The sequence below is a fragment of the Streptomyces djakartensis genome (genome assembly GCF_014651075.1).
GTDB classification, from domain to species: domain Bacteria; phylum Actinomycetota; class Actinomycetes; order Streptomycetales; family Streptomycetaceae; genus Streptomyces; species Streptomyces djakartensis.
Window position 1 is genome coordinate 1 of the sequence record NZ_BMWE01000031.1, and the last position, 25,754, is coordinate 25,754.

The following is a 25,754-nucleotide window of genomic DNA, read 5'->3' on the forward strand; positions in this document are numbered from 1 at the left end:
GGCACGCGGCCGAGACGGCCACGGCGGCCCAGGGCCTGCCCGACCGGCCCTGGTACGACGCGCGCCGCCTGGACACCACTGCGAGCCGACGCGCCGGCGGCCGGCCGCGGCGCCGTGGGCCGGCCACCGCGTCGCAGGCCCGCGGAGTCGAACCAGCGGGCGAGCGCTCCCCGGGCGTCCACCCGGGGGTCTGCCCGGGCGGGCCGCCGGGCTACAGGTTGCCGCGGCGGGCCTGTTCGCGCTCGATCGCCTCGAAGAGGGCCTTGAAGTTGCCCTTGCCGAAGCCCATCGAGCCGTGGCGCTCGATGATCTCGAAGAAGACGGTCGGGCGGTCCTGGACCGGCTTGGTGAAGATCTGCAGCAGGTAGCCGTCCTCGTCGCGGTCGGCGAGGATCCTCAGCTCGCGCAGGGTGTCGATCGGGACCCGGGTCTCGCCGACCCACTCCCCCAGCGTGTCGTAGTAGGAGTCGGGCGTGTTGAGGAACTCGACGCCGGCCGCGCGCATCGTGCGGACCGTCTGCACGATGTCGTTGGTGTTGAGCGCGATGTGCTGGACGCCCGCGCCGCCGTAGAACTCCAGGTACTCGTCGATCTGGGACTTCTTCTTGGCGATGGCCGGTTCGTTGATCGGGAACTTGACCTTCAGCGTGCCGTCCGCGACCACCTTGGACATCAGCGCGCTGTACTCCGTCGCGATGTCGTCGCCCACGAACTCCTTCATGTTCGTGAAGCCCATCACCTTGTTGTAGAAGCCGACCCACTCGTTCATGCGGCCGAGTTCGACGTTGCCGACGCAGTGGTCGATCGCCTGGAAGGTGCGCCGCGCGGGCGGTTCGACGATCGGCTTGGCCGCGACGTAGCCCGGCAGGTAGGGGCCGTCGTAGCCGGAGCGCTCGACCAGGGTGTGGCGGGTCTCGCCGTACGTGGCGATCGCGGCCAGGACGACCGTGCCGTGCTCGTCCTTCCGCTCGTACGGCTCCGCCACGGAGCGGGCGCCGTGCTCGAGGGCGTAGGCGTACGCGGCGCGGGCGTCCGGCACCTCGATGGCGAGGTCGACCACGCCGTCGCCGTGCTCCGCCACGTGCCTGGCGAGGAAGTGGCCCCAGTCGGTGACGGGCTTGATGACCGAGGTGAGGACGAAGCGGGCGGAGCCGTTCTCCAGCACGTAGCTCGCGGTCTCGCGGCTGCCGTTCTCCGGTCCGGAGTAGGCGACCAGCTGCATGCCGAAGGCGGTGGAGTAGTAGTGCGCCGCCTGCTTGGCGTTGCCCACGGCGAAGACGACCGCGTCCATTCCCTTGACCGGGAAGGGGTCGGCCTGCCGGGCGGTGTCGGGAGTGTGGTGTGTGGTCTGCGTCATGGCGGCAGGGTCTCCCCGCTCGGCAAGGTGCGCAATAGTTTGTGTTTCAGTTGGGCAATCTGTTCAGCGGAACGGGCGCGGTACCGGTCTTTCTGTACAGGATGACCACTCGGGAGGCTGCTGTGGCGATCGATCATCTGGACGGCCGGATCATCCTGCTGCTGGCGCGGGAACCGAGGATCGGGGTGCTGGAGATGTCCCGGCGGCTGGGGGTGGCCCGGGGCACGGTGCAGGCGCGGCTGGACCGGCTTCAGTCGAACGGAGTCATCCGCGGGTTCGGCCCCGAGGTGGACCCGGCCGCGCTCGGCTACCCGGTCACGGCGTTCGCCACGCTGCAGATCCGGCAGGGCCAAGGGCCGGACGTACGGGCCCACTTGGCGACCGTGCCCGAGGTGCTGGAGCTGCACACCACCACCGGCAGCGGGGACATGCTGTGCCGGCTGGTGGCCCGCTCGAACGCGGATCTCCAGCGTGTGATCGACCGGGTCGTCGGTTTTGATGGCATCGTCCGGGCCTCCACGGCGATCGTCATGGAGAACCCCGTTCCGCTGCGGATCATCCCGCTCGTGGAGCAGGCAGCGGAGGAGACCTGACGCCTTGGGGTGAGCGCGTGTGACGTTCTGGGAGTATCTGGACAACCGGCACCAGCAGCTGCTGACGGACGCCTACCAGCACGCGAGCGTCGTCTTCCAGTGCATGGTCGTGGCGACCGCCCTCGGGGTCCTGATCGGGGTCGCCACCTACCGCAGCGAGTGGGCCGGGAGCCTGGCGACCACGAGCACCGCCACCGTCCTCACCGTCCCGGCGCTGGCTCTGATCGGTCTGCTCGTCCCGGTCGTGGGGCTGGGCGTGCCGCCGACGGTGATCGCGCTGACGCTGTACGGGCTGCTCCCGGTCGTGCGCAACGCGATCGTCGGGCTGCGCGGGGTCGACCCGTCGCTGGTGGACGCGGCCACGGGCATCGGGATGTCCGGCACGTCCCGGCTGCTGCGGATCGAGCTGCCGCTGGCCTGGCCGCCGATCCTGACCGGCATCCGGGTGGCGACCCAGATGCTGATGGGGATCGCGGCCATCGCGGCGTACGCCTCGGGGCCGGGCCTCGGCAACGTCATCTTCCGCGGCCTCGCCTCGCTGGGCAGCGCGAACGCGCTCAACCAGGTCCTCGCGGGCACCCTCGGGATCATCATCCTCGCGCTGCTGTTCGACGCCGCGTACGTGCTGATCGGACGGCTGACGATCTCCAGGGGGATCCGTGTCTGAGACCGGTGACCACGGTGCCTCCATCGAGCTGGAGAGCCTGACCAAGTCGTTCCCCGGCAGCGCGCGGCCGGCCGTGGACAACGTCAGCATGGAGATCAGGGCGGGCGAGGTCGTCGTCCTGGTCGGCCCGTCCGGCTGCGGCAAGTCGACCACGCTGAAGATGATCAACAGGTTGATCGAGCCGACCGGGGGCCGTATCCGGATCGGCGGCGAGGACGTCACCGACATGGACCCGGTCGAGCTGCGCCGCAAGCTCGGCTACGCGATCCAGTCCGCCGGGCTCTTCCCGCACATGACGGTCGCGCAGAACATCGCGCTGGTACCGAAGCTGATCGGCTGGCCCAAGGCCCGCATCCGGCAGCGGACCGAGGAACTGCTCGACCTGGTCGGCCTCGACCCCGGCGAGTTCCAGGGCCGCTACCCGCGCCGGCTCTCCGGCGGTCAGCAGCAGCGCGTGGGCGTGGCACGGGCCCTCGCCGCCGACCCCCCGGTGCTGCTGATGGACGAGCCGTTCGGGGCGGTGGACCCGATCACCCGCGAACACCTCCAGGACGAGCTGATCCGGCTGCAGCACGAGCTGCGCAAGACGATCGTCTTCGTCACCCACGACTTCGACGAGGCGATCAGGATCGGCGACCGTATCGCCGTCCTGCGCGAACGGTCCCGCATCGCCCAGTTCGACACCCCGGAGGCCATCCTGACCGACCCCGCGGACGACTTCGTCTCCGGGTTCGTGGGTGCCGGGGCGGCGCTGAAGCGGCTGAACCTGACCCGCGTCCGGGATGTGCAGATCACCGACTGTCCGACGGTCACGATCGACGACCCGTGGCAGCAGATCTTCAACCGGCTGCGGGCCGGGGGCACCGGTGAGGTCCTCCTGCTCGACCGGCGCGGCCGGCCCTGCAAGTGGCTGCGGCGGGGCGACCTGATGCGGGCCCGGGGCTCGCTGGCCCGGGCCGGGACGCCGGTGCACGACACGGTGACCCGGGACGCGACCCTGCGGGACGCCCTGGAGGCGGTGCTCACCGACAAGGCGGGGCGGGTGGCGGTGACCGGGCGGCGCGGCGAGTACACGGGCGTCGTCGACATGGAGACCCTCCTGAACTCCGTGCACGGCCTGCTGGAGGCCGACCGGCTCGACGCGACGGAGCACCAGCACGAGCCGGCGGAGCTGCGGGCGGCGCGGAAGCACCCGGAGCGGCAGGGCGGCCAGGGAGTCACCGGCGCGGGCGGCCCCGGAGGGGCGCGGTGACGGCCTTCGAGGTGGAGGGGACCGAGGCGGAGAGCACCGAGACCGCGCGGACCCAGGCGGCGCGGGCGGCCTCCGGGCCGACGCGGGAGGCGCCGCCCCCGACGTCACCACGGCCCCGCATCGGCTGGCAGAAGCTGACCGTCCTGCCCACCGTTCTGGTCGCCGTGCTGCTCGCCACCTGGCTCTGGTTCGAGCAGGCGGACCTGGACGCGCTCACCCGGAACGCCCTGTCCGGCGGCCAGGTCACGAAGGCGTTGTGGCAGCACATCCAACTGACCGTGATCTCCACGTTCTTCGTGCTGGTCATCGCGATCCCGCTGGGCGTCCTGCTGACCCGCGGGGGGTTCCGCAAGGCCACCCCGGTGGCGACGGCGCTGGCCGGCACGGGCCAGGCGACCCCGGCGATCGGCCTGCTGGCGCTCCTGGTCATCTGGCTGGGCATCGGCCGCAGGGCCGCCCTGATCGGCATGGTCATCTACGCCGTCCTGCCCGTGCTGTCGAACACGATCACCGGCCTCGAGGCGAACGACCCGACCCTGCTGGAGGCGGCACGGGGCATCGGCATGTCCCCCGTGGGCGTGCTGGCCCGGGTCGAACTCCCGCTGGCCATCCCGCTGATCCTCGCGGGCGTGCGCACGGCCCTCGTCCTGAACGTCGGTACGGCGACCCTGGCGGTCTTCGGCGGGGGCGGCGGACTGGGCGTACTGATCACGACCGGGATCACCAACCAGCGGATGCCGGTACTGGTGCTGGGCTCGGTCCTCACGGTCGCCTTGGCGCTGCTGGTGGACTGGCTGGCCTCGCTGACGGAAGTGCTGCTGGGGCCACGCGGGTTGCGGGCATGAGGGCCCGGGCCGGCCTTCTCGCGCTGGCGCTGCTGGCGGTTTCCGGTTGCGGCCTGACCAGCGGCTCCCCCATGGCCGACGACGTGCGCCCCGGGTCGATCGGGCGGGGCGAACCGCTCCGGGGCGCGAGTCTGACGGTGACGTCCAAGTCGTTCACCGAGGGGCTGATCCTCGGCACAATCATGGGCATCGCCCTGGAGGCGGCCGGGGCGGAGGTGCTCGACCGCACGGGCATCCAGGGCTCCATCGGCAGCCGGGAGGCCGTACGGAAGGGCGACGCGGACGCCGGGTACGAGTACACGGGCACGGGGTGGATCACGTACCTGGGCCACACCGATCCGATCGCCGACCCGCATGAGCAGTGGGAGGCGGTGCGGAAGGAGGACGCGGCGAACGGCCTGACCTGGCTGCGGCCGTCGTCCCTCGACAACACGTACGCCCTGGCGATGAGCCAGGAGAACGCGAAGAAGTACGGCACGAAGACCATGTCGGACGTGGCGAAGCTGGCGAGGTCCGACCCGGGGGCCGTGCGGCTGTGCGTGGAGGTGGAGTTCGCGAACCGGGCGGACGGGCTGCCGGGCATGCAGAAGCGGTACGGGATGGACCTCCCGGCGCGGAACGTCACACAGATGGACACGGGGATCATCTACACCCAGACCGCGAAGGGCAACTGCACGTACGGGGAGGTGTTCACGACCGACGGGCGCATCAAGTCCATGCACCTCGAGGTCATGGAGGACGACCGGACGTTCTTCCCCAACTACAACGCCGCGCCGATGATCAACACGAAGACGCTGAGGAAGTGGCCGGCGATGGCGGACGTGCTGGATCCGGTGACGGCGCGGCTGAGCGACGAGGTGGCGCGGACGCTGAACGCGAGGGTGGATGTGGACGGGGAGGATCCGCATCAGGTGGCGTTGGAGTGGATGGTGGAGGAGGGGTTCGTGCGGGAGGGCTAGACGAGTTACAAAGAAACCCTTGCATAGAAACCTTTGCAAGGATAGCTTTGTATCGTGACCGATCCCCAGAACCCACAGGTACGGCAACTCGACGCCCGGTCCCTCCGCGGACTCGCGCACCCCCTGCGGATGCAGCTGCTGGACGCCCTGCGCTTCGGCGGCCCGGCCACCGCTTCGCAACTGGCCGTCAAGCTGGGCGAGTCCAGCGGCGCCACCAGCTACCACTTGCGCCAACTCGCGGAGTACGGCTTCGTCGAGGACGCCCCCGAGCGGGGCAAGGGACGCGAGCGCTGGTGGAAGGCGACCCATCACGGCCTCCGCTTCGACGACGCCCTGCTCACCGATTCGGACCCGGCCGTACGCGGGGCGGCGGACCTCTACCTGCACGAGATCGCCACCACGCAGACCAGGGACCTGTCGACGTGGCTGGGCAACCGCGACTCATGGCCGGAGGAGTGGAGTCGCGCCTGGGACATGAGCAGCGCGACGCTGCGACTGACGCCCGAACTGACGCAGGAACTCGTCGAGAAGATGCACGCGCTCGTCGAGACCTACCGCGACCGCGCGGCCTCCGAGAACACCCCCGGCGCCGAGCAGGTCCGCTTCCACACCCACGCCTTCCCGATCAGGACGGACTGAGATGCACCCCGACATCCACCTCGCCATGCACCACGCCCGCGCCGCCGAACTCCGCGCCGGAGCCGGCACACACCGCCCCGTCGCCGCCGTCCGGCGTTCACAGCTGCGGACCCGTCTCGGCTGGACCCTCGTGGAGGTCGGACTGCGACTCGCCGCCCGCCCCGGAACGGCGGCAGTCGCCTAGTGACCTGAGTCGGAGATATTCGGGTAGTTCTCGTGAGCTGCCTGGCGTGCCGGAGGCCGGGTTCCAGCAAGCCTGTCCGGACCCGGCAGCCGCACGGCATCCGGTTGACGGCCTCGGATCTGACGAGGAATCTCTGACTCAGGCCACTAGGTGTGCTGTCCGGACAGGTTGGTAACGCGGCTGGCTGGGGTGTGGCCGCTGATTCCGGTGATCGCTCCACCGGCTGCCCGGCCGGCCGCTGCTGGGGCAGCAGCGGCTCCAGCCGAGTCCACTCCTGATGGGTCAGATCGCCCCGCCCGCCGTCGGGCACGACGCCCCCGTTTCTCCAACGCAGATCGGGCTGCTACGCGATGACCCGCCGCGCGTACACCTCTATCTCGATCTTCATGCGGGGGTCTGAGAGGCCGCACATGAGCATCGTGGCGGCCGGCCGGACGTCGCCGAAGTAGCGGCGTAGGACCGGCCAGCAAGGCTCGAAGTCTGCGCGGTCGGGCAGCAAGTAGCGCACCCGCACCACGTCGGCGAAGGTGCACTTCGCCTCGGCCAGCGCGGCCTCGATGTTCCGCAGACACTGCTCGGCCTGCTCCACCACGTCGTCGGAGATCGTCATGGTGGTGTAGTCGAAGCCGGTCGTCCCGGACACATGCACCCAGTCGCCGTCGACCACGGCACGGGCATAGCCGATCTGCTCCTCAAAGGTCGAACCGCTGAGGATCGCACGTCGCTCTGTCATGCGCGGAACGCTAAGTGACCAGCACAGATACGTCTAATACAGCTGAAGGCATGGCCTGATATCTCTAGGCGTATGGAGCGCCCCGAACTCCCCCTCCCACAGCTGCACGCCTTCGTCGTGCTCGCCGAGGAACTTCACTTCGGCCATGCGGCCGCCCGCCTGGGCATCGCCCAGCCACCGCTGAGCCAGCAGATCCGCCGCCTCGAAGACAAGGTCGGCCACGCGCTGTTCAGCCGCGAACCAGGACGCGTCATGCTCACCCCAACGGGCCTCGAACTGCTGCCCGCCGCGCGACGGGCGCTCACCGATCTTGCGGACGGGCTGGCCGCCGCCAGGGCCGTTGGCAGCGGCCGAGCCGGCCACCTACGGATCGGTTTTGCCGCCTCCCTCGCCCTGACCGTCCTGCCCGGCCTGCTGTTCAACTTCCGGCAGCGGTTCCCCGGGGTTCATCTGGACATCCGTGAGATGACCACCGCGCCGCAGATCGCAGCCCTACACGACAAGACCATCGACATCGGCCTGCTGCGCGAACCCCCCGCCGACGAGGCAGAGCTCGGCCTCAGGACGGTACTCAGCGAGCCCTTTGTGGCCGTGCTACCGGCCACGCACCCTCTGGCCGCCCAACGGACCGTGAAACTGGCGCAGTTGGCGGACTCGCCCTTCGTGCTGCTGCCCCGCGCGGTCGGCCCACAGCTGCACGACCAGATCACCGGCCTGTGCACCGCAGCAGGCTTCACACCGCAGATAGCCCAGCACGCGGTGGAGTGGCAGACCGTGTGCGCGCTCGTGGAAACCGGTCTGGGGGTCTCCCTGGCCCCGGCGAGCATCCGACGCATCCGCCTCAAAGGCGTCGCCTTCCGAAGGATCGAGCCCAGCACCGCTCGCACGAGAGTCGCCGTCGCCTGGCGCAGGGACGACCAAAGCCCCCTGGTCACACACCTGCTGGCGACCCTCGGCCAAGATCCGCCGGACAGGCCCTAACAGCTCGGCACTGAGCCCTTCCCCGTCTCCAGGGCCACCAGTGAACTCACCGTGCTCTTCAGGTTGGTCACCGGAATCAGGCGCAGCCCCTTCGGGAGCTCCGCGCGCGCGTCCGCGCATTCCGCCTTGGGGACGAGGAACACCGTCGCACCGTCCCGCCTGGCGGCCTGCGTCTTGAGGGCGACGCCGCCCACCGCCCCGACCGTGCCGTCCGCGTCGATCGTGCCGGTACCGGCGATGACCCGGCCGCCCGTGAGGTCACCGCCCGTGCCGTCGCCGTCCAGTTTGTCGACGATGCCGAGGGAGAACAGCAACCCCGCGCTCGGCCCGCCCACGTCCGCGAGCTTCAGGCTGACCTTGACGTCCTTGGCGTCGAGGCCGAGGTAACCGAGCGCGGCCTCGGTCGCCGCGTCCTGGGACTCCTTCATCTGCGCCTCGTTGTGCCGCTCGATCTCCTTGACGGTTTCCCCGCTCGGGTAGATCGCATCGCGCGGCATGACGGCTTCGTCGGTGCGGAACCAGCTGTCGACGATGTCCGGGAGTGAGACGCGGGTGTCGGGTGACGTCGCCACGATGGTCGTCATCCGCAGCTGCCCACGGGTGGTGTCCTGGACCGGCGCCCCCGAGATGCTGATCACGGGCGTGCCCCTGTGCTCGCCGAGCACGTTCGCCGTCTCTCCCGGGCGCGCCACCGAGAACGGCAGCGGCGCGAACGCCGCCGTGGCGAGCAGCGCCGCGACGGGCAGGGCGCAGACGGCGATGGCCTGGGGACGTGTGAGGCGAGAGAACACGGGATCAATCTAACGCGGAGGCGGGACGCCGCCAGGGCCAGGTGGGCCGGGGCCTCCCGGCGACCCGGCTCAGGCCTCCCGGCGACCCGGCTCAGGCCGGCGCAGCACTCCGCTCAGCTGAGCGCAACGACCCCGCTCACGGTCAGCGCAGCGCCTCCGCGACCTCCCGCGCCGCCTCGACGACCCGGTCCCCCACCCGCTCCGGCACCACGTCCGCCAGCATCACCACGCCCACGCTGCCCTCGACACCGGTCACACCGAGCAGCGGCGCCGCCGCCCCGCACGCCCCGGCCTCCAGCTCGCCGTGCGTCAGGGTGTATCCCGGATCCGCCATGGGCTGCTGCCGGGCCGCGAGTATCGCCTTGCCCGCGGCGCCCCGGTCCAGGGCGTGCCGGAAACCGGCCCGGTAGGCGACGTGGTAGTCCGTCCAGGTCGGCTCCACGACGGCGACGGCGAGCGCGTCCGCCCCGTCCACCAGGGTCAGGTGTGCCGTCGCGCCGATGTCCTCGGCCAGCGATCGCAACGCCGGCATCGCGGCCTCCCGCACCAGCGGATGGACCTGCCGCCCCAACCCCAGCACCCCGAGCCCGACCCGGGCACGTCCGCCCAGGTCACGGCGGATGAGCGCGTGCTGTTCCAGCGTGGCGAGCAACCGGTACACCACTGTCCGGTTCACGCCCAGCCTGAGGGAGAGCTCGGTCACGGTCAGCCCGTGGTCCGTGTCGGCGAGCAGCTTGAGGACACGCAGTCCCCGGTCGAGCGTCTGAGAGGTCTCCGCGGTCACGACGCCCACTCCTTAGTGGTGAGGTCGGCGGCCCTCTGGCGGCGGGTGCGTCACCGAGTCCCGTCGGCGACGCGCCTCAGGGGCCGCCGATCGGTCGGCGGCCCGGCCTGTCCGGACCGCGTCGCTTCACGGCTGCGCTCCGCGGCGGCGCTGCCACGGGGCGTGTGCGTAGCGGGACAGTAGCGAAGGGGGTTCGCTCAGCGGAAGGCTCCGTCCAGAATCCGGGCACGGGTCGAGGCGTACTGGTCAAGATTGCGGCGGTATGAGCGCCCCCTTCAGGGGCGCGGGGAACCGCGCGACCAGCCACACCAGACCCGCAGACGAAGACGACACGCGAGTCACTTCATCCGCGTAGCCCACTCCTGCACCTTGGCGATCCGCTGCCGCAACTGCCCCGCCGTCGCCTCAGCGGCCGCAGGCCCCCCGCACACGCGCCGCAGCTCCGTGTGGATCACACCGTGCGGCTTGCCGCTCTGGTGCACGTACGCGCCGACCATCGTGTTGAGCTGCCGGCGCAGCTCCATCATCTCCTTGTGGGAGACCACCGGCCGCCGCTCCGCGGGCACCTCGAGCAGGTCGGCCTCCTCGTCCGGCTTCTTGCGGCTGTGCGCGATCTGCTTGGCCTGCCGCTTCTGGAGCAGCAGCTGCACCTGGTCGGGCTCCAGCAGCCCGGGAATGCCGAGGTAGTCCTGCTCCTCCTCGCTGCCCGGGTGGGCCTGCATACCGAACTCGGCGCCGTTGTACATGACCCGGTCGAAGACGGCGTCGGACTCCAGCGCCTCGAACGGCAGCATGTCCTGCTCACCGGTGTCCTCGTCCTGCTCCTTGTTCGCCTCCTCCATCTCCTTCTCGGATTCGGCGTACGGGTCCTCCTCGCCCTCCTTCTTCGGCTTGTCGAGGACGTGGTCGCGCTCGCGCTCCATCTCGTTGGCGAAGGAGAGCAGGTCCGGCACGGTCGGCAGGAACACCGAGGCGGTCTCGCCGCGCCGCCGGGACCGTACGAAACGCCCGACGGCCTGGGCGAAGAACAGAGGGGTCGAGATGGTGGTGGCATAGACCCCGACCGCGAGCCGCGGCACGTCCACGCCCTCGGACACCATCCGGACCGCGACCATCCACCGGTCGTTGTTGCCGCTGAACTCGTCGATCCGCTCGGAGGCGCCGGAGTCGTCCGACAGCACGAGGGTGGCCTTGTCGCCGGTGATCTCCCGGATGAGCTTGGCGTACGCGCGCGCCGAGTCCTGGTCGGAGGCGATGACGAGCGCACCGGCGTCCGGGATGGCCTTCCGCACCTCGGTCAGCCGCTGGTCCGCGGCCCGCAACACGGCCGGCATCCACTCACCGCGTGGATCGAGCGCGGTCCGCCAGGCCTGGCTGACGGCGTCCTTGGTCATGGGCTCGCCGAGCCGCGCCGCGACCTCGTCACCGGCCTTGGTGCGCCAGCGCATGTTGCCGCTGTAGGAGAGGAAGATGACCGGCCGGACCACGTTGTCGGCGAGCGCGTTGCCGTACCCGTAGGTGTAGTCGGCGGCGGAGCGCCGGATGCCGTCCTGCCCCTCCTCGTAGGTCACGAACGGAATGGGGTTGGTGTCGGACCGGAAGGGCGTACCGGTCAGCGCCAGCCGGCGGGTGGCCGGCTCGAAGGCCTCGAGGCAGGCCTCACCCCACGACTTGCTGTCGCCGGCGTGGTGGATCTCGTCGAGGATCACGAGGGTCTTGCGCTGCTCCACGCGATTGCGGTGCAGCATGGGGCGGACGCCGACGCCCGCGTACGTCACGGCGACCCCGTGGTACTCCCGGCCGAGCGGTCCGGCGCTGTACTCCGGGTCGAGCTTGATGCCGATCCGGGCGGCGGCCTCGGCCCACTGCTTCTTCAGGTGCTCGGTGGGGGCCACCACCGTCACCTGCTGGACGACGTGGTGGTGCAGCAGCCAGGACGCCAGCGTCAGCGCGAAGGTCGTCTTGCCGGCGCCGGGGGTGGCGACCGCCAGGAAGTCCCGGGGCTGCTCCTGGATGTACTTGTCCATCGCGCCCTGCTGCCAGGCGCGCAGCTTGCTGGCGGTGCCCCATGGGGCGCGGCCGGGGAACGCCGGGGACAGGTGGTGCGAGGCAGAGCTTGTGCCGGCGGTGGTAGTCACGGTCTCCGTCGGGGGTCGGGCGGCTCGTTCGAGCGAGCCTGACGGCTCGGCTCCGTATGACAACCGGGCCACCCTACCGGCGGCCCGGGGGTGTCCATGCGGGGACCGGGCCGGGTCACCCCCGGGTGGGATCCACGTCACAGCGCACTCGGCCCGCGTCCGGGGCCGGGTGCTGCGGTCGCCGCTCCCGCAACCGCGTCGACACCCACGCCCCGACCAGCGCCACCGCCGCCATCGGCAGGAACACCGCGGCGAAGGCGGCCGGGTGGGAGCCGGAGGTGTGCGTGGTCGTGTGGGTCACCGTGCCGCCGCCGAGGGCGGCGAAGGCGGCGCCGCCGGCGGAGAGCAGGACTACGTTGGAGAGGCCGTCGGAGATCTGCAGGGCGGCGGAGTTGGTGCCGGCCTCCTCGGGGGCGGAGAGCTTCAGCAGCAGCACGCTCGTGGAGGAGATCACGAGCCCCATGCCGAAGCAGCCGAAGCCCCAGGCGACGGCCACGGTCCAGACGGGCACGGAGTCGACGAGCACACTCGGCGCCGCGGCTACCGCCGCCGCCACCAGCAGCATCCCGACGGTCGTCAGCCGCTCCCGGTACGGCTCCACCCGCGACCGCGACTGCACCCACGAGCCCAGCGCCCAGGTCCCGCCGCCCGCGGCGAGCGAGAACCCGGCCAGGGTCGGACTGAGCCCGCGCTGGGTGACCAGCATCAGCGGCACGAACGACTCCGCGGCGATGAATGACCCCGCGGCGACGCCGCGCAGCAGCACGACGGACGGCAGCCCGCGGGCGGCCCGGTAGGTGCCCTTCGGCAACAGCCCGAGCGCGGCGGGCACGAGGAGGGCGAGTCCCGCCGCACCGGGCAGGAGGGAGAACGGGCGCAGGTCCTGGGCGGCGTACTGGAGCAGGCCGGCGCCGAGGGAGATGGCGAGGGCCAGGCGGATGCGGCGGCGGTCGAGCGAGTGGGCCTTCCCGTCCGGCGTCGCCACCGGGCCGGAGGCCCGGCGCCGTATCTGCGGCAGGGCCAGGGCGAGCGGGAAGACGACCAGCACGGGTATCCCGACGAACACCCATCGCCACCCGAGCCGCTCGGTCACCGCGCCGGCGGCGAGCGGGCCGACGATCGACGGCAGGATCCAGCTCGCGGCGAACGCGGCCATGATGGCGGGCCGCAACCGCTCCGGATACGCCCGCCCGACTACGACGTACAACGCGACGATCACCAGCCCGCCGCCGAGCCCCTGCACGGCCCGCCCCAGGATGAACACCCACATCGCCCCGGCGGTCCCCGACAGCAACAGCCCGGCCCCGAACGAGGCGATGCCGGTGGTCAACGGCCCGAGCGGGCCACGCCGGTCGGACCACTGGCCCGAGAGCACCATCCCGAACAGGCTGGTGGTGAAGTACCCGGAGAACGCGAACGCGTACAGCGACACCCCGTCCAACTCCCGTGCGGCGACGGGCATCGCGGTCCCGACGGCCGTCGCCTCGAAGGCGATGAGCAGCACGACGGAGACGATGCCGAGGCTCAGCGCCCGGTAGGCGCGCCCCAGCACCGTCTCGTCCGCCTCGGCGACCGAGGGGGCTCCGGCGGCATACACGACATCTGCGTCACGCGGCTTCGGGACGGTCATGCCCGCCAGCGTAAGGTGCGCCCGCCCCCTTGACCCCTGTCGCGAGACGGTCGACCGCCACGACCTTGGTCCTACGACCAGAGCCGCACGCCCCTTCCATGAACGGCGTGTGGCAGTCCCGTTGCGGCCCGGCCGATGCCCTTGAACGCCGCTTCGGCCTCGGCCTACGGTCACTGCACCAGTTCAGAACACGGCCGTGTGCCCGAGTGGTTCAGGGGCTCGCCTGCAAAGCGAGTTACGCGGGTTCGAATCCCGCCACGGCCTCCAAGCCCCACCAGGCAGATGCCTCACCAGGCAGACGGTGGAACGCCCGTTGCCACACGGACCACTTGGCGTGATGAGGAGCTCTCAGCGTCCTTCGAGCCCGGAATTCACCGGTCAACGCCCCTGCGCCCGGCCCGGCACGCCACCGGTTCACGGAGCGGGCGGGCGGAGGGCTTCGGGCGCGGGGGCCGCCCGCACACCGTCGGGTCGACCGCCGACAGGACCTGCAGCATGGTCATGGCCAACTGGTCGTACGTGTCGGTCGTCAGCTCGTGGGACGAGTGCGCGTCTATCGCCCGCTCCCGGTGCAGGAGCCAGAGGGTGAAGGCGAGGGTCGAGACATCCGTGTTCAGGGGGTGCGGTGTCGCGTCGGGTTCGCTCCAGTTGAGGACCGCGCCCGTCTCGCCGTCGACGACCAGGCTGTTGGCCTCGACCAGGTGGCCGAGGCGGATCAGGCGGTGGGCCCCGGAGGGGAGCTCCGCCGGGCCGTCCGCCTGCGCGTGGTACTCGGCGAGCGTCGCCAGGGGGACGTCCGTGTCGAGGGAGAAGACGTGCGCGTCCTCCGGGAGCCCCACCTCGCGCAGGAAGCGGCGGGTCGGCTCGTGGGTGAGGGTCGCGGGGAAGTCGACGTCCTCGAAGCGGGCCACCTTGCGGGGGCCGAACTCCTGGTCCAGCAGGCGGTGAGGGAGGTCCAGGGCGAGGCCCGACGTCCCGCCCCGGCCGGCCACCAGGGAGAGCGGGCGGATCAGGGCCGCCATCTTCCAGAAGGGGGCCGGTTCGCCGTCCGCTCCGTCACGGAAGACCGACAGCAGGTGCTGTGAGGCCTCCGCGACCGCCTTCGGGCCGTAGCGGCCCGCGTAGGAGGCGAACTGGCCGCGCAGGCCCGCCAGTTCGTCCGTCGCCTCGGCGAAGCGGACCAGCGTCCGCAGGGAAGGCGCCAGGGGGCGGCGGTCCATCGGGTCCGGGCCGGGGCGGTCGTGAAGGAGGTACGTCGTCGAGATCTCGCCGGTCGCGCCGTCGAGCAGGACGGACTCCGTCTCCAGGCCGCCGGGTCCCAGCAGTCCGCCTATGACCAGCTGCTCGCGCAGCTCAGCCGACAGCCGGTCCGACGAGGCGTCGCCCGTCGCGTCCGCCACCCTCCGCAGATCCTCGCCGCGCAGCTCGGCGAAGCTCACGACACCGTTGTCGCAGGGCAGTCCGGGGCCGGTCAGCCAGTGCCGGGTCGGCGCGTGCGTCACCCACGGGTCCAGTTCGGTCTCGGTCAGGGTGATCACCGCGACACCGGCGTCGGTCGTACTCATGGGCTCCCCCGCATGTGCTTGCTCACCGTCCCCTGGCGGAGCACGGCAGACCGCCCGGCCAGGTCCGGCAACCGTCCCCCAACTGCCCAGAACACTACGCCCCGCCACTGACAACGCCCCGGAACGGCGACGCGCGCCCCGCGACCGGGAAAGCGCTCACTTCACATGACGCGCAGAGGGCTCCGCGAGTTGCCTTTCCGTCGGAATCGCCTCCACGCCGGACCGTCCGCGCAGGGGTGTGCCTCTCCCGGGCGAGACAGTCATGTGGCGGAGCGCGTCCCGGGGAGGGGCGTCAGGACCTGTCCGTGACCACCGCGGCCTGCGGGCGGATCGGCAGGCGGTTCACCGGGCGGCCGGTGGCGGCCCGTACGGCGGACGCGATCGCCGCCGGGGACGTCACCACCGGCACCGCGCTGACCGCCTTCGCCCCGAAGGGGGCGACCACGTCCCGTTCCTCGACCAGCCTGACGATGCGGATGTCGGGCGCGTCTAGGGCCGTCGGGAGGGCGTAACCGGTCAGGTCGGGGTGGCGGACGAGGCCGCGCGGGGTGCGCAGGTTCTCGGTGAGCGCGACACCGAGGCCCTGGGTCACGCCCGCCTCGATCCGGGCGGCCAGCTGCGCCGGGTTCAGGATCCGCCCCACGTCCTGTGCCACGGCCAGTTCCACGACCCGGACCGCACCGATCTCGATGTCGACGTCCACCACCGCGCGGATCGCGCAGAAGGACATGCCGACGAAGGCGTCACCCTGACCGGCCTCGTTCAGCGGCTCGGTCGGGTGCGGACGGCACTGGGCGGTGGCCCACAGTTCCTTGCCGTCCAGCGCCTCGGTGACGGTCGTCGAGAGGACACCGTCGTACGACGTGATCTTACCGTCGGTGATCTGGAGGAGCTCCGTGGACATGCCGAACTTGTGGGCGAGCGGCTGGAGGAGCTGCGTACGGACCATCTTGGCCGCGCGCTCCACCGCGCCGCCCGACACCCAGGTGTGCCGGCCGCGGCAGCCCGCGCCCGCCGGGGGCTGGTCGGTGTCGACCGGCGCCACGTGCACCTCGTCTATGCCGAGGGTCTCCTGCACGATCTGCCGGGCGAGGGTGGTGAAGCCCTGGCCGGTCTCGACGGCCGCGCACAGTACCGTCGCCACACCGTCGTGGACCTTGACGGTCGCCGTGGAGACCTCGTCCGCGCCCTCGGCGCCCAGCATGTGCACCATGCCGAGGCCGTAGCCCACGCCCCTGCGCACCGCGCCCGGCTCGCCCGCGCCCTCGGGGCCGCCGGGCAGCAGCCAGTCCTCCTCGGGGGTGTCCTTGGGCAACGGCGGGAGGGGGAAGTCCCTCACAGCTTGGAGGAGTTCGGCGACCGGAGCAGGGCAGGTCACCGTCTGGCCGGTCGGCAGGACGTCACCCGTCGCCATGGCGTTGATCAGCCGTACCTCGGCCGGGTCGAGGCCGAGTCTCTTCGCGATCTTGTCCATCTGCGCCTCGTAGGCGGCGCAGACCTGCATGGCCCCTTCGCCGCGTACGTGGCCCGACGGGGGGTTGTTGGTGCGGACGGCCCAGCCCTCGATGAAGGCGTTCGGGACGACGTACGGGCCGCAGGCGAAGCCGACGGCGGCGGCCAGGGCGTCGGCGGAGGTGTCGGCGTAGGCGCCCGCGTCGAGCAGGATCTGCGCCTCGACCTTGACGAGTCTGCCCTCGGCGTCGGCGTGGTGGCGGTAGCGCAGGAGGGTGGGGTGCCGGTGGGCGTGGCCGAGGAAGGACTCCTCGCGCGTGGCGGCGAGTTTCACCGGGCAGCCCGTGCGCAGCGCCAGCAGGCCGAGCGGGAGCTGGAAGCTCTGGTCCTCACGGTCGGCCGTGGCGCCGGGGACGCCGGTGACGACGACCTTGACGCGCTCGGGTTCCAGCGCGAAGGCGGCGGCCGCGGTGTCGCGGTCGGCGTGCGGGTCGGTGGAGGCGAGGTACAGCTCCACGCCGCCGTCCGGGCGCGGTACGGCCAGACCCGCCTCGGCTCCGATGGGCGCCGGGTCCGCGCGGCCGATGCGGTACAGGCCCTCGACGACGATCTCACCGGCCGCCTCCGGGTCGCCGTGGTGCAGCGGGATGTGCCGGATCAGGTTGCCGTCGGGGTGCAGCGGCTCGGCCTCGAAGGCCTGCTCCGGGTCGGTCACCGGGTCGAGCACCTCGTACTCGACGATGACGGCGGCGGCGGCCATGCGCGCGGTGTCCGGGTGGTCGGCGGCGACGGCGGCGATCGGCTCGCCGTGGTGGCGTACGACCTCGGAGGCGAAGACCGGGCGGTCCGCCCTGCCCCGGCCGTGCAGCGGGCGGCCGGGGACGTCCTCGTGGGTGACGACGGCGCGGACGCCGGGCATCTCGCGCGCGTGGGTGGTGTCGATGGAGACGATGCGCGCGTGCGGGTGCGGTGAGCGCAGCACGGCCGCCCACAGCAGGCCCTCGGCCCACAGGTCGGCGGCGTACGGGAAGGTCCCCTCCGTCTTGGCGCGGGCGTCGGCGGCCGGGAGGGAGGCGCCGAGGCCGTGCGGCAGCGGTTCGGGAGCGGGGGCGGCCTCCGCGGCCTGTGCGGCCGGTGCGGTGGCTGCTTCGTTGCTCACGCGGGGCCTCCGTCCTGGCCGTAGGACTGGTCATGAGGGTCTGGGGAGTGCGCTTCCGGGGCGTGCGGGCCCTGGGAGTGTGCTTCCGCCGAGGGTGTCTCCGGGGGCGAACCGAAGGCCGACGGGTTGACGCCGCCCGCCCCCGGGCCCGCCTGGTGCGGGATACGGGGCTCGCCGGTGTCGCCGTCGGCGGGTGCGGCGTGGGCCTCGCGTTCGGCGACGACTTCCTTCACGGCGTCCACCACGCCCCGGTAGCCGGTACAGCGGCACAGGTTGCCGCAGAGTGCCTGGCGGGTCTCCAGCTCGGTCGGCGCCGGGTTGCCCTCCAGGAGGTCGTGCACGGTCATCGCCATGCCCGGTACGCAGAAGCCGCACTGCACGGCGCCGCAGCGGGCGAGCGCCCGCTGCACGTCCGACGGCTGTCCGTCCTCGGCCAGGCCCTCGACGGTACGGACCTCACTGCCGGCGGCGGTCACTGCCGGGACCAGGCAGGACGCGACGAGCCGTCCGTCGACCTGGACGTTGCAGGCCCCGCACTCCCCCTGCGAGCAGCCGTCCTTGGCGCCCGCGAGCCCGAGCCGCTCGCGCAGCACGTACAGCAGGGACTCGCCGATCCACGCGTCGGTGACGGGGCGCTCGGTGTCGTTGACCCGCAGGACGTACGACGCGAGGGGGTGCTCCTCCCGCGGCATCGCGGGAGGCGTGTCGTGGTCGTGGCCCGCCCGGTCGTGCGGGGTGCCGGTGGCGTCGTGCCCGGTGGCCTGCTGGTCTTCCGGGGCCGGGGCGTTCGTGGGCCCGGCGCCGGCGGCCTCCGGGCCGGCGTCCGTGTCCGCCAGGGCCGGGAGAGCTCCGGCCTCCGGCTGCACGGGGCCTTCAGCGGCGTCCGCGTTGTCTGCGGCGTCCACGGCCTCCGGGGCGTCCTCGGTGGCCTCACCGGCCCCGGGGGCGGGCTGTGAGGCTTCCTGCGCCTGCTCCGGCCTCCCGGTGGTGTCCTCGGCTGCCTCGGGCGCCTCGTGGGCGGGGACGCCGGGGAACTCCCCGGGTGCTTCGGGGTACGGCTGGGGCGACGACGCGGCCGCGGGCCGCTCGGGTTCCGGGTGCGCGTGCGCGGCGCGATCGGAGGGCTCGGCCGGGTCACCGGCGGGGCCGGAGAGCTCCTGCCCGTGGCCGGAGTCTCCCGACGGTTCCGTTCCCCGGCCCGGCTCTACGGACGGTTCCGAGCCGTGACCGACGAAGCCGGAGTGCTCCGGCCCGCCCTCGGCGAAGGGGACGGACTCCGAGCCGTGACCGGTGAAGCGAGAGGCCTCCGCCTCGGGCGCCCGGCCGGCCTCGCCGGACGGTTCCGAGCCGTGACCGGTGAAGCCGGAGTGCTCCGGCCCGCCCTCGGCGAAGGGGACGGACTCCGAGCCGTGGCCGGTGAAGCCGGAGGCCTCCGCCCCGTGTTCCCCCGGCGCCCGGCCGGCCTCGCCGGACGGCCGGTGTGTGTGCTCGGCGTCGGGCATCTCCGGTCCGTGACCGGCGAAGGCGGACGACTCGGGTGCGTGACCGGTCTCCTCGTACGGCTGCGGCCCGTGACCGCCGTCGTCGTGAGTCCCCGCCGCGTGACCGGTGCCCTCGGGAACTGCCGGGGCCTCACCGGGCGCCCGGTCCGTCTGACCCGTCTGGTCCGTCTGCTGCGGGAGAGCGGCGGGCGGCTGCTCCGGCGCGTATCCGGAGGCCGGTCCGGCGGCGTCCTGCCGCCCGTGCTCATGGCCGTGCTCGTGCGAGTAGGCGGGCGCGGCCTGCTCCTGGGCCGCCGGGTCCTGCTCCCCCCACGGCCGGCCCGCCGCGTGTGTCGCCCAAGGCGCGGGCGCGCCGCCGGGCAGCGTGGGCGGCGGGGTACCGCCCCACTGCTCGACCAGCGAGGAGGTGGTGAACTCGCCCGACTCGTCCGGAAGGTCACCCCCGGCGACGGGGATGGACCACTGCCCGGTCACGTCATGGCCGGGCGCGGTCTCCGCCGCCGCGGCCTCTTCGAAGCTCCACTGCCCCGTGGTGCCCGGGTTGTACGTGAACCGGTCGTCACCGCCGTGCTGCCCCGCGCCCGGGCCGTACGGCGTGCCGGTGTCGTAGGGGTTGCCGGTGCCGTACGGGGCCTCGTACGGCTGCTCCCCCACGCCGTGCCCCTGCTGGTGCCCACCGTGCTCGTGCCCCTGCTGGTGTGCGGCGTGCGGGTCGTGCCACTGGGTGCCGTCGGCGGGCGCGCCGGGCGCCGGCCAGCCCATGGCCGCCGGGTCGGTTCCGGCGGTCATGGCGGGGTCGACCGCGATCTGCGGCGGTACGTAGCCGTGGCCGGGCGCGGCGAGAGGGCTGTCCGCGGCCAGCAGGGCGTCGACGCCCCCCTCGGGGAGTTCGACGAAGGCGGTGGCGCCGTCGTCGTACTCGCCCTGGGGCAGCGGGTCCCAGCGACCGCCGCTCCGGGGCGTGCCCTCTCCGTGCTGGTCGTCGGTCACGACAGCGCCCTCCCCAGTGCTCGTCGGGCCAGCGCGGCGACGGTGCGCCGCAAGTGCAGTACGGCGGGCGGAAGCTGCGGTACGGAGCCGTCCTCGGCCGGGGCCGCGTCGGGGATGCAGGCCGCGGCGACGTACTCCCCGAAGGCGCTGAGCGCCTCCGGCACGATCGCGCGGTTGTTGTCCCAGTCGATGAGCCGGCCCACCCACTGCTCGGCCTCCAGGGGGCGCAGCGGCATCGGCGCTATGGCACCCACCGCGCAGCGCACGCCCCGGCGTGCGGGGTCCAGGACCAGGGCCACCGACGCCACCGCGCGCCCTGGCCCGGTGCGGCCGGTCGCCTTCAGGAAGACCTGCGGGGCGTGCAGCAGCGGTACGCGCACGTAGCCGATGAGTTCACCGGCGCGCAGCAGGTCCATCCCGGCCAGCAGGTGCGACACCGGGATCTCCCGGCGGGCTCCGCCCGGGCCCGCGACGATCAGGGTCGCCTCCAGGGCGGCCAGCACCGGCAGCGCGTCCCCGGTGGGGGCGGCCGAGGCGATGTTGCCGCCCAGGGTGCCCGCGTTGCGGATGTGCGGCGGGCCCGCGGCGCGCGCGGCGGCGGCGAGCGCCGGGATCAGGGCCGCGAAGTCGGGGCGGCCCATGCGCGCGTGCGTGAGGCCCGCGCCGAGCAGCGCGTGGCCGTCCTGGTACTGCCAGCCGCGGATCTCGCTGATCCGGCCGAGTCCCACCAGGGCGGCAGGCCTGAGCTGCCCGGAGTTGACGGCGGCCATCAGGTCGGTGCCGCCTGCGACGGGCACGGCCGCGGGCATGGCGGTGAGTGCCGTCACGGCCTCGTCCAGCGTCGTGGGCAGCGTGACGGCCTGCGCCGCCTGCGGTGCGTGCGTGGTCAAACCGGCTGCCCCTTCCCGCTGCCCCACCTGGTCCCACCTGTGCTGCCGTACGGTACGTGCTGACAGGGCGGACGTGGCAACTCTGGCACATCTTGGCGAGAGCCGAAGACACGGGTCCACTAGGAGGCATTCGCCCACCTCACTGGGGAGATGGTCCGTTTTCGTACAGGTTCGCCAGTGCATCACGATTGGCACTTTCGGTGACCCTTGTGCGCATTTTCTGTTGCCTGTTCGACCTGTTCGGTCCCGACGGCCGGGCGCTACCGGTGGGGCGGCGGGCCGTCGAGCGGGCGGCCCGGCACCCCGGGGCGCCGTTGCCAGGGCAGGGGGCCGGAGGGTGGCCGGTAAGCGACGCCGAGGGCGTCGAGCCGCCGGTAGTGGGCCGTCATGCGGCGCTCGAAACCGGTGAAGTCCCGTGCCGCCGGGGCGGGCAGGTCACTCCAGGCGACCTCGGCGAAGGCCGCGAGCCGGGGGAACGTCTGGTAGTCGACGCGCGCCTGGTCCTCCATCACCTCGGTCCACACGTTGGCCTGGGTGCCCAGCACATGGCGGGCCTCCTCGGGGGACAACTCCGGTGGAACCGGCTCGAACCGGTAGACGTCCTCCAGGGTGCGCACCCACCCGATCGGTACCGGCTCGTCGGGGCCCGGAGACTGACGGTGGTCCAGATACACCTGCTGCTCGGGGCACATGACCACGTCGTGGCCGGCCCGGGCGGCGGCGACGCCACCGGCGTAACCACGCCAGGAGGACACGGCCGCGCCCCTCGCCAGCCCGCCCTCCAGGATCTCGTCCCAGCCGATCAGCCGGCGCCCGCGCGCGGAGAGCCAGTCGTCGAAGTGCCCGATGAACCAGGACTGGAGCTCGTCCTCGTCGGCGAGGCCGAGTTCCCTGATGCGGGCCTGCGCGGTCGCCGACCGCCGCCACTGGCCCTTGGGGCACTCGTCGCCGCCGACGTGGACGAACTCCGAGGGGAACAGCTCGAGAACCTCCTCGAAGACGCCCTCGTAGAAGCGCAGGGTGTTGTCAGTGGGGGCGAGTACGTTCGGGTTGACTCCCCAGGTGTCCCGGACGGAGAGGGCGGTCGTGTCGATGACGTCGGTGTTGCCGAGTTCCGGGTAGGCGGCGATGGCGGCCTGCGAATGGCCGGGCACGTCGATCTCGGGGACGACGGTGATGTGCCGCTCGGCGGCGTAGGCGACGATCTCCCGGATGTCGTCCTGGGTGTAGTGGCCGCCGTGCGGCTTCTCCTCCCACAGCGGCGAGGTCCCATGGCCGGTTTTGGTCCGCGCCCGCCAGGAGCCGATCTCCGTCAACAGGGGATGTCTTCTGATCTCGAGGCGCCAGCCCTGGTCGTCCGTCAGATGGAAGTGGAAGACGTTCAGTTTGTGCGCCGCCATCAGATCGAGGCAGCGCAGGACACCCTCCTTGGGCGTGAAGTGCCGGGCGACATCGAGCATGAGACCGCGCCATGGGAATCGGGGCGCGTCCGCGATCGTCACGTGCGGCACGGCCCAGGTGCGGTGGCGGTCGAGCGGGGCCCTGCGGTACGCGTCGGGGCCGAGGAGCTGCCGCAGCGTCTGGGCTCCCCAGAAGGCACCGGCCGCGCTGCCGCCCTCGACGAGGACGCCGTTTTGGTCACTGACGAGGCGGTACTCCTCGGGGCCGAGGTCCGTGTCGAGCTGGAGCCCGATGCCGTCGCCACCGGCGTCGCCGAGTTCCCGCCCCTCCCGCAACGGCAGGCCGGTGGCCTCCCGCAGGACGGTGCGCAGCCAGTGGCCGACGCCCTCGGTCGCGGCGTCGGCGTAGAGCCGGGAGTGCGCCGTCAGCCGCACCTCGCCGGAGCCGGCGACGACATCGCGGGGAGCCGGAATCAAGTCAGTCACGTCAGTCCTTCACCGCCCCGCCCAGACCCGGCGCCGGAACCGGAATCGCGCCACTGCGGTCACGGCGCGCAACGCGACGGGGGACCGGCCGACCCACCCTGCGCGACACCCGGACAGCACGAAAGCCCCCAGGGTGCACAGGACGCACCCTGAAGGCCGTACGCCGCTCGGGCAGGCGCTACTTCTCGCCCTTGCCGCTGTCGTCGTCGCCGGAGCCCATGGACTCGTAGATCTCCTTGCACATGGGGCACACGGGGTACTTCTTCGGGTCGCGGCCCGGCACCCAGACCTTGCCGCACAGCGCCACGACGGGGGTGCCGTCGAGGGCGCTCGCCATGATCTTGTCCTTCTGGACGTAATGGGCGAAGCGCTCGTGGTCACCGTCACCATGGGAGGTCTGCGGTGTCGGCTCTACGAGGGTCCCCGTACCAGTCCCGCGCTCGGGCTCGAGAGTGCTCATAAGCAACAGGGTACTGAAGGTCACAGACATCAGTTGAGCGACGGGTCGTCCGGGTACGTGGCGACCATCGCCAGCTCGCCCCGCTGGCGGCGCAGCACCTCGCGCCAGAGCCGCTCCGGGACCGGGCACGAGACGTCGCCGGGCTCCGACTCGACCACGTACCAAGCGCCGTCCACCAGCTCGTCCTCCAGCTGGCCCGGGCCCCAGCCGGCGTATCCGGCGAAGATCCGCAGGGAGCCGAGGGCGGAGGCCAGCAGTTCCGGCGGGGCCTCCAGATCGACCAGCCCGATCGCGCCGTGCACCCGCCGCCAGCCCAGCGGAGCGGCCTCCCCGGTCGCACCGCCGGGAACGACGGCGACCCCGAGCGCCGAGTCCAGCGAGACCGGACCGCCCTGGAACACGACGCCGGGCTCACCGGCGAGATCCCCCCAGCCCTCCAGGATGTCGTTCACGTCCACCGGCGTCGGGCGGTTGAGGACCACACCGAGGGAGCCCTCCTCGTCGTGGTCGAGGAGCAGCACGACCGCGCGGTCGAAGTTCGGGTCCGCCAGGGCCGGCGTGGCCACGAGCAACCGCCCTGTGAGCGAGGACACCTCGGTCATGCCAGACATGATCCCGCATCTTCCCTTCCCGTGGGGAGCAATGAGGACGACCGGTGTGCACGCAGCTCAGGGCACGCCGACGCGTCCCCACGTGCACGAACCTGACCGTGACCCCTTGTGCCCGGCACGAAACCGTTCGTGTTGTGACAGAGCTATGACGTGGCTGGGTCTGACTCAGGCTTACAGAAGGGGGGTGGAAGGCGATTACCCTTTCCCTCCTGACCCCTGCCCGACTCCACGGAACGCGAGATTCATGACCGTCAACGACGATGTCCTGCTTGTCCACGGCGGAACCCCGCTGGAGGGCGAGATCCGTGTCCGCGGTGCGAAGAACCTCGTACCCAAGGCCATGGTCGCAGCGCTGCTGGGCAGCGCTCCGAGCCGGCTGCGCAATGTTCCGGACATCCGTGACGTACGCGTCGTACGGGGTCTGCTGCAGCTTCACGGTGTGACGGTCCGTCCGGGTGACGAGCCCGGCGAACTGGTGATGGACCCGACGCGCGTCGAGAGCGCGAACGTCGCTGACATCGATGCCCACGCCGGTTCCAGCCGTATCCCGATCCTCTTCTGCGGCCCCCTGCTGCACCGTCTCGGCCACGCCTTCATCCCCGGCCTCGGCGGCTGCGACATCGGCGGCCGGCCCATCGACTTCCACTTCGACGTGCTGCGGCAGTTCGGCGCGCGGATCGAGAAGCGCGCGGACGGGCAGTACCTGGAGGCGCCCCAGCGGCTGCGCGGCACGAAGATCCGCCTGCCGTACCCGTCCGTCGGCGCGACCGAGCAGGTGCTGCTGACGGCCGTCCTCGCGGAGGGCGTCACGGAGCTGTCCAACGCGGCCGTCGAGCCGGAGATCGAGGACCTCATCTGCGTGCTGCAGAAGATGGGCGCGATCATCGCGATGGACACCGACCGGACCATCCGCATCACCGGTGTGGACCAGCTCGGCGGCTACAACCACCGTGCCCTGTCGGACCGCCTGGAGGCCGCCTCCTGGGCGTCGGCGGCGCTGGCGACCGAGGGTGACATCTACGTCCGGGGCGCGCAGCAGCGTTCCATGATGACGTTCCTGAACACCTACCGGAAGGTGGGCGGGGCCTTCGAGATCGACGACGAGGGCATCCGCTTCTGGCACCCCGGCGGGCAGCTGAAGTCCATCGCGCTGGAGACGGACGTCCACCCCGGCTTCCAGACCGACTGGCAGCAGCCGCTGGTGGTGGCCCTGACGCAGGCCACGGGCCTGTCCATCATCCACGAGACGGTCTACGAGTCCCGCCTCGGCTTCACCTCGGCCCTGAACCAGATGGGCGCGCACATCCAGCTCTACCGCGAGTGCCTGGGCGGCTCCGACTGCCGCTTCGGCCAGCGCAACTTCCTGCACTCGGCGGTCGTCTCCGGCCCCACCAAGCTCCAGGGCGCCGACCTGGTCATCCCCGACCTGCGCGGTGGCTTCTCGTACCTGATCGCGGCCCTGGCGGCCCAGGGCACCTCCCGGGTCCACGGCATCGGCCTGATCAACCGGGGCTACGAGAACTTCATGGAGAAGCTCGTGGAGCTGGGCGCGAAGGTCGAGCTGCCGGGCAAGGCGCTCGGGTAGTCCCCGCCTGACCGTGCACGCCGAGGGGCGGCCACCTGAACCAGGTGGCCGCCCCTCGGCATGTCATGCGGCTCTCGGCGGGCTCGCGCCCGGAAGGGGCG

General features: G+C 72.0%; 22 protein-coding genes, 1 tRNA gene and 1 pseudogene. 11 read left to right on the top strand and 13 right to left on the bottom strand.

Annotated elements, in window-relative coordinates:
- A pseudogene (locus tag IE212_RS35700) lies at positions 1–74 on the top strand (PucR family transcriptional regulator); the annotation flags it as partial.
- A gap of 137 nt (positions 75–211) precedes the next feature.
- On the opposite strand, the gene hppD reads toward IE212_RS35700, so the two are convergent.
- On the bottom strand, positions 212–1,357 hold the full coding sequence (gene hppD / locus IE212_RS32165; protein WP_190201518.1) for a 4-hydroxyphenylpyruvate dioxygenase: 1,146 nt from the start codon (positions 1,355–1,357) through the stop codon (positions 212–214).
- A 122-nt stretch (positions 1,358–1,479) separates the two neighbouring features.
- Between hppD and IE212_RS32170 the strand changes: the two genes are divergently transcribed.
- From IE212_RS32170 to IE212_RS32200, 7 genes are read left to right on the top strand one after another with little or no spacing between them, the layout of a single operon-like run.
- Complete coding sequence (locus tag IE212_RS32170; RefSeq protein WP_190201519.1) at positions 1,480–1,950, top strand: Lrp/AsnC family transcriptional regulator; 471 nt, start codon at positions 1,480–1,482, stop codon at positions 1,948–1,950.
- A 19-nt stretch (positions 1,951–1,969) separates the two neighbouring features.
- Positions 1,970–2,617, top strand: a complete 648-nt coding sequence (locus tag IE212_RS32175; RefSeq protein WP_190201520.1) for an ABC transporter permease — start codon at positions 1,970–1,972, stop codon at positions 2,615–2,617.
- Entirely contained in the window at positions 2,610–3,869 is a 1,260-nt protein-coding gene (locus IE212_RS32180; protein WP_190201521.1) for a betaine/proline/choline family ABC transporter ATP-binding protein, read from the top strand. The genes IE212_RS32175 and IE212_RS32180 overlap by 8 nt, the downstream gene beginning before the upstream one ends.
- The gene (locus IE212_RS32185; RefSeq protein WP_229864672.1) at positions 3,866–4,714 is read left to right on the top strand and encodes an ABC transporter permease; all 849 of its coding nucleotides are present in this window, start codon (positions 3,866–3,868) and stop codon (positions 4,712–4,714) included. Before IE212_RS32180 ends, IE212_RS32185 begins: the two co-directional genes overlap by 4 nt.
- Entirely contained in the window at positions 4,711–5,673 is a 963-nt protein-coding gene (locus tag IE212_RS32190; protein WP_190201522.1) for a glycine betaine ABC transporter substrate-binding protein, read from the top strand. Before IE212_RS32185 ends, IE212_RS32190 begins: the two co-directional genes overlap by 4 nt.
- Before the next feature lie 54 nt (positions 5,674–5,727).
- The gene (locus IE212_RS32195; RefSeq protein WP_190201523.1) at positions 5,728–6,312 is read left to right on the top strand and encodes an ArsR/SmtB family transcription factor; all 585 of its coding nucleotides are present in this window, start codon (positions 5,728–5,730) and stop codon (positions 6,310–6,312) included.
- A 1-nt stretch (position 6,313) separates the two neighbouring features.
- Entirely contained in the window at positions 6,314–6,496 is a 183-nt protein-coding gene (locus IE212_RS32200; protein WP_190201524.1) for a hypothetical protein, read from the top strand.
- A 343-nt stretch (positions 6,497–6,839) separates the two neighbouring features.
- On the opposite strand, the gene IE212_RS32205 is transcribed toward IE212_RS32200, so the two are convergent.
- Positions 6,840–7,229: a RidA family protein gene (locus tag IE212_RS32205; protein WP_190201525.1), complete on the bottom strand. Its 390-nt coding sequence runs from the start codon at positions 7,227–7,229 to the stop codon at positions 6,840–6,842.
- A 72-nt stretch (positions 7,230–7,301) separates the two neighbouring features.
- Between IE212_RS32205 and IE212_RS32210 the strand changes: the two genes are divergently transcribed.
- Positions 7,302–8,210, top strand: a complete 909-nt coding sequence (locus IE212_RS32210; RefSeq protein ID WP_190201526.1) for a LysR family transcriptional regulator — start codon at positions 7,302–7,304, stop codon at positions 8,208–8,210.
- Here IE212_RS32210 and IE212_RS32215 read toward each other — a convergent pair.
- From IE212_RS32215 to IE212_RS32230, 4 genes are all read right to left on the bottom strand, one after another.
- Positions 8,207–9,001 carry a S16 family serine protease gene (locus IE212_RS32215; protein ID WP_190201527.1) on the bottom strand — a complete coding sequence of 265 codons (795 nt, stop codon included), beginning with the start codon at positions 8,999–9,001 and terminating at the stop codon, positions 8,207–8,209. The genes IE212_RS32210 and IE212_RS32215 overlap by 4 nt on opposite strands.
- Before the next feature lie 142 nt (positions 9,002–9,143).
- A complete protein-coding gene (locus IE212_RS32220) occupies positions 9,144–9,785 on the bottom strand; it encodes an IclR family transcriptional regulator (RefSeq protein WP_190201528.1) in 642 nt (213 codons plus the stop codon).
- Positions 9,786–10,123: 338 nt separating this feature from the next.
- On the bottom strand, positions 10,124–11,923 hold the full coding sequence (locus tag IE212_RS32225; protein ID WP_190201529.1) for a DEAD/DEAH box helicase: 1,800 nt from the start codon (positions 11,921–11,923) through the stop codon (positions 10,124–10,126).
- A gap of 115 nt (positions 11,924–12,038) precedes the next feature.
- The gene (locus tag IE212_RS32230; RefSeq protein ID WP_190201530.1) at positions 12,039–13,553 is read right to left on the bottom strand and encodes an MFS transporter; all 1,515 of its coding nucleotides are present in this window, start codon (positions 13,551–13,553) and stop codon (positions 12,039–12,041) included.
- A gap of 192 nt (positions 13,554–13,745) precedes the next feature.
- Between IE212_RS32230 and IE212_RS32235 the strand changes: the two genes are divergently transcribed.
- A tRNA-Cys gene (locus tag IE212_RS32235) sits at positions 13,746–13,820 on the top strand.
- Between the two features lie 104 nt (positions 13,821–13,924).
- Here IE212_RS32235 and IE212_RS32240 read toward each other — a convergent pair.
- From IE212_RS32240 to IE212_RS32270, 7 genes are all read right to left on the bottom strand, one after another.
- Positions 13,925–15,118, bottom strand: coding sequence for an SUKH-4 family immunity protein (locus IE212_RS32240; protein ID WP_229864673.1), 1,194 nt, complete (start codon positions 15,116–15,118; stop codon positions 13,925–13,927).
- Positions 15,119–15,410: 292 nt separating this feature from the next.
- Entirely contained in the window at positions 15,411–17,729 is a 2,319-nt protein-coding gene (locus IE212_RS32245; protein ID WP_190201531.1) for a xanthine dehydrogenase family protein molybdopterin-binding subunit, read from the bottom strand.
- Positions 17,726–20,221 carry a 2Fe-2S iron-sulfur cluster-binding protein gene (locus IE212_RS32250; RefSeq protein WP_190201532.1) on the bottom strand — a complete coding sequence of 832 codons (2,496 nt, stop codon included), beginning with the start codon at positions 20,219–20,221 and terminating at the stop codon, positions 17,726–17,728. Before IE212_RS32250 ends, IE212_RS32245 begins: the two co-directional genes overlap by 4 nt.
- Positions 20,218–21,111 (bottom strand): FAD binding domain-containing protein, encoded by an 894-nt coding sequence (locus IE212_RS32255; RefSeq protein WP_190201533.1) that lies wholly within the window; start codon positions 21,109–21,111, stop codon positions 20,218–20,220. Before IE212_RS32255 ends, IE212_RS32250 begins: the two co-directional genes overlap by 4 nt.
- 260 nt (positions 21,112–21,371) lie before the next feature.
- Entirely contained in the window at positions 21,372–22,997 is a 1,626-nt protein-coding gene (locus IE212_RS32260) for a beta-N-acetylhexosaminidase (protein ID WP_190201534.1), read from the bottom strand.
- A gap of 178 nt (positions 22,998–23,175) precedes the next feature.
- On the bottom strand, positions 23,176–23,457 hold the full coding sequence (locus IE212_RS32265) for a DUF3039 domain-containing protein (protein ID WP_190201535.1): 282 nt from the start codon (positions 23,455–23,457) through the stop codon (positions 23,176–23,178).
- Positions 23,458–23,486: 29 nt separating this feature from the next.
- Positions 23,487–24,059: a YqgE/AlgH family protein gene (locus IE212_RS32270; protein ID WP_190201536.1), complete on the bottom strand. Its 573-nt coding sequence runs from the start codon at positions 24,057–24,059 to the stop codon at positions 23,487–23,489.
- Positions 24,060–24,312: 253 nt separating this feature from the next.
- On the opposite strand from IE212_RS32270, the gene murA reads away from it, so the two are divergent.
- Positions 24,313–25,653: a UDP-N-acetylglucosamine 1-carboxyvinyltransferase gene (gene murA, locus IE212_RS32275; protein ID WP_190201537.1), complete on the top strand. Its 1,341-nt coding sequence runs from the start codon at positions 24,313–24,315 to the stop codon at positions 25,651–25,653.
- Positions 25,654–25,754: the final 101 nt, after the last annotated feature.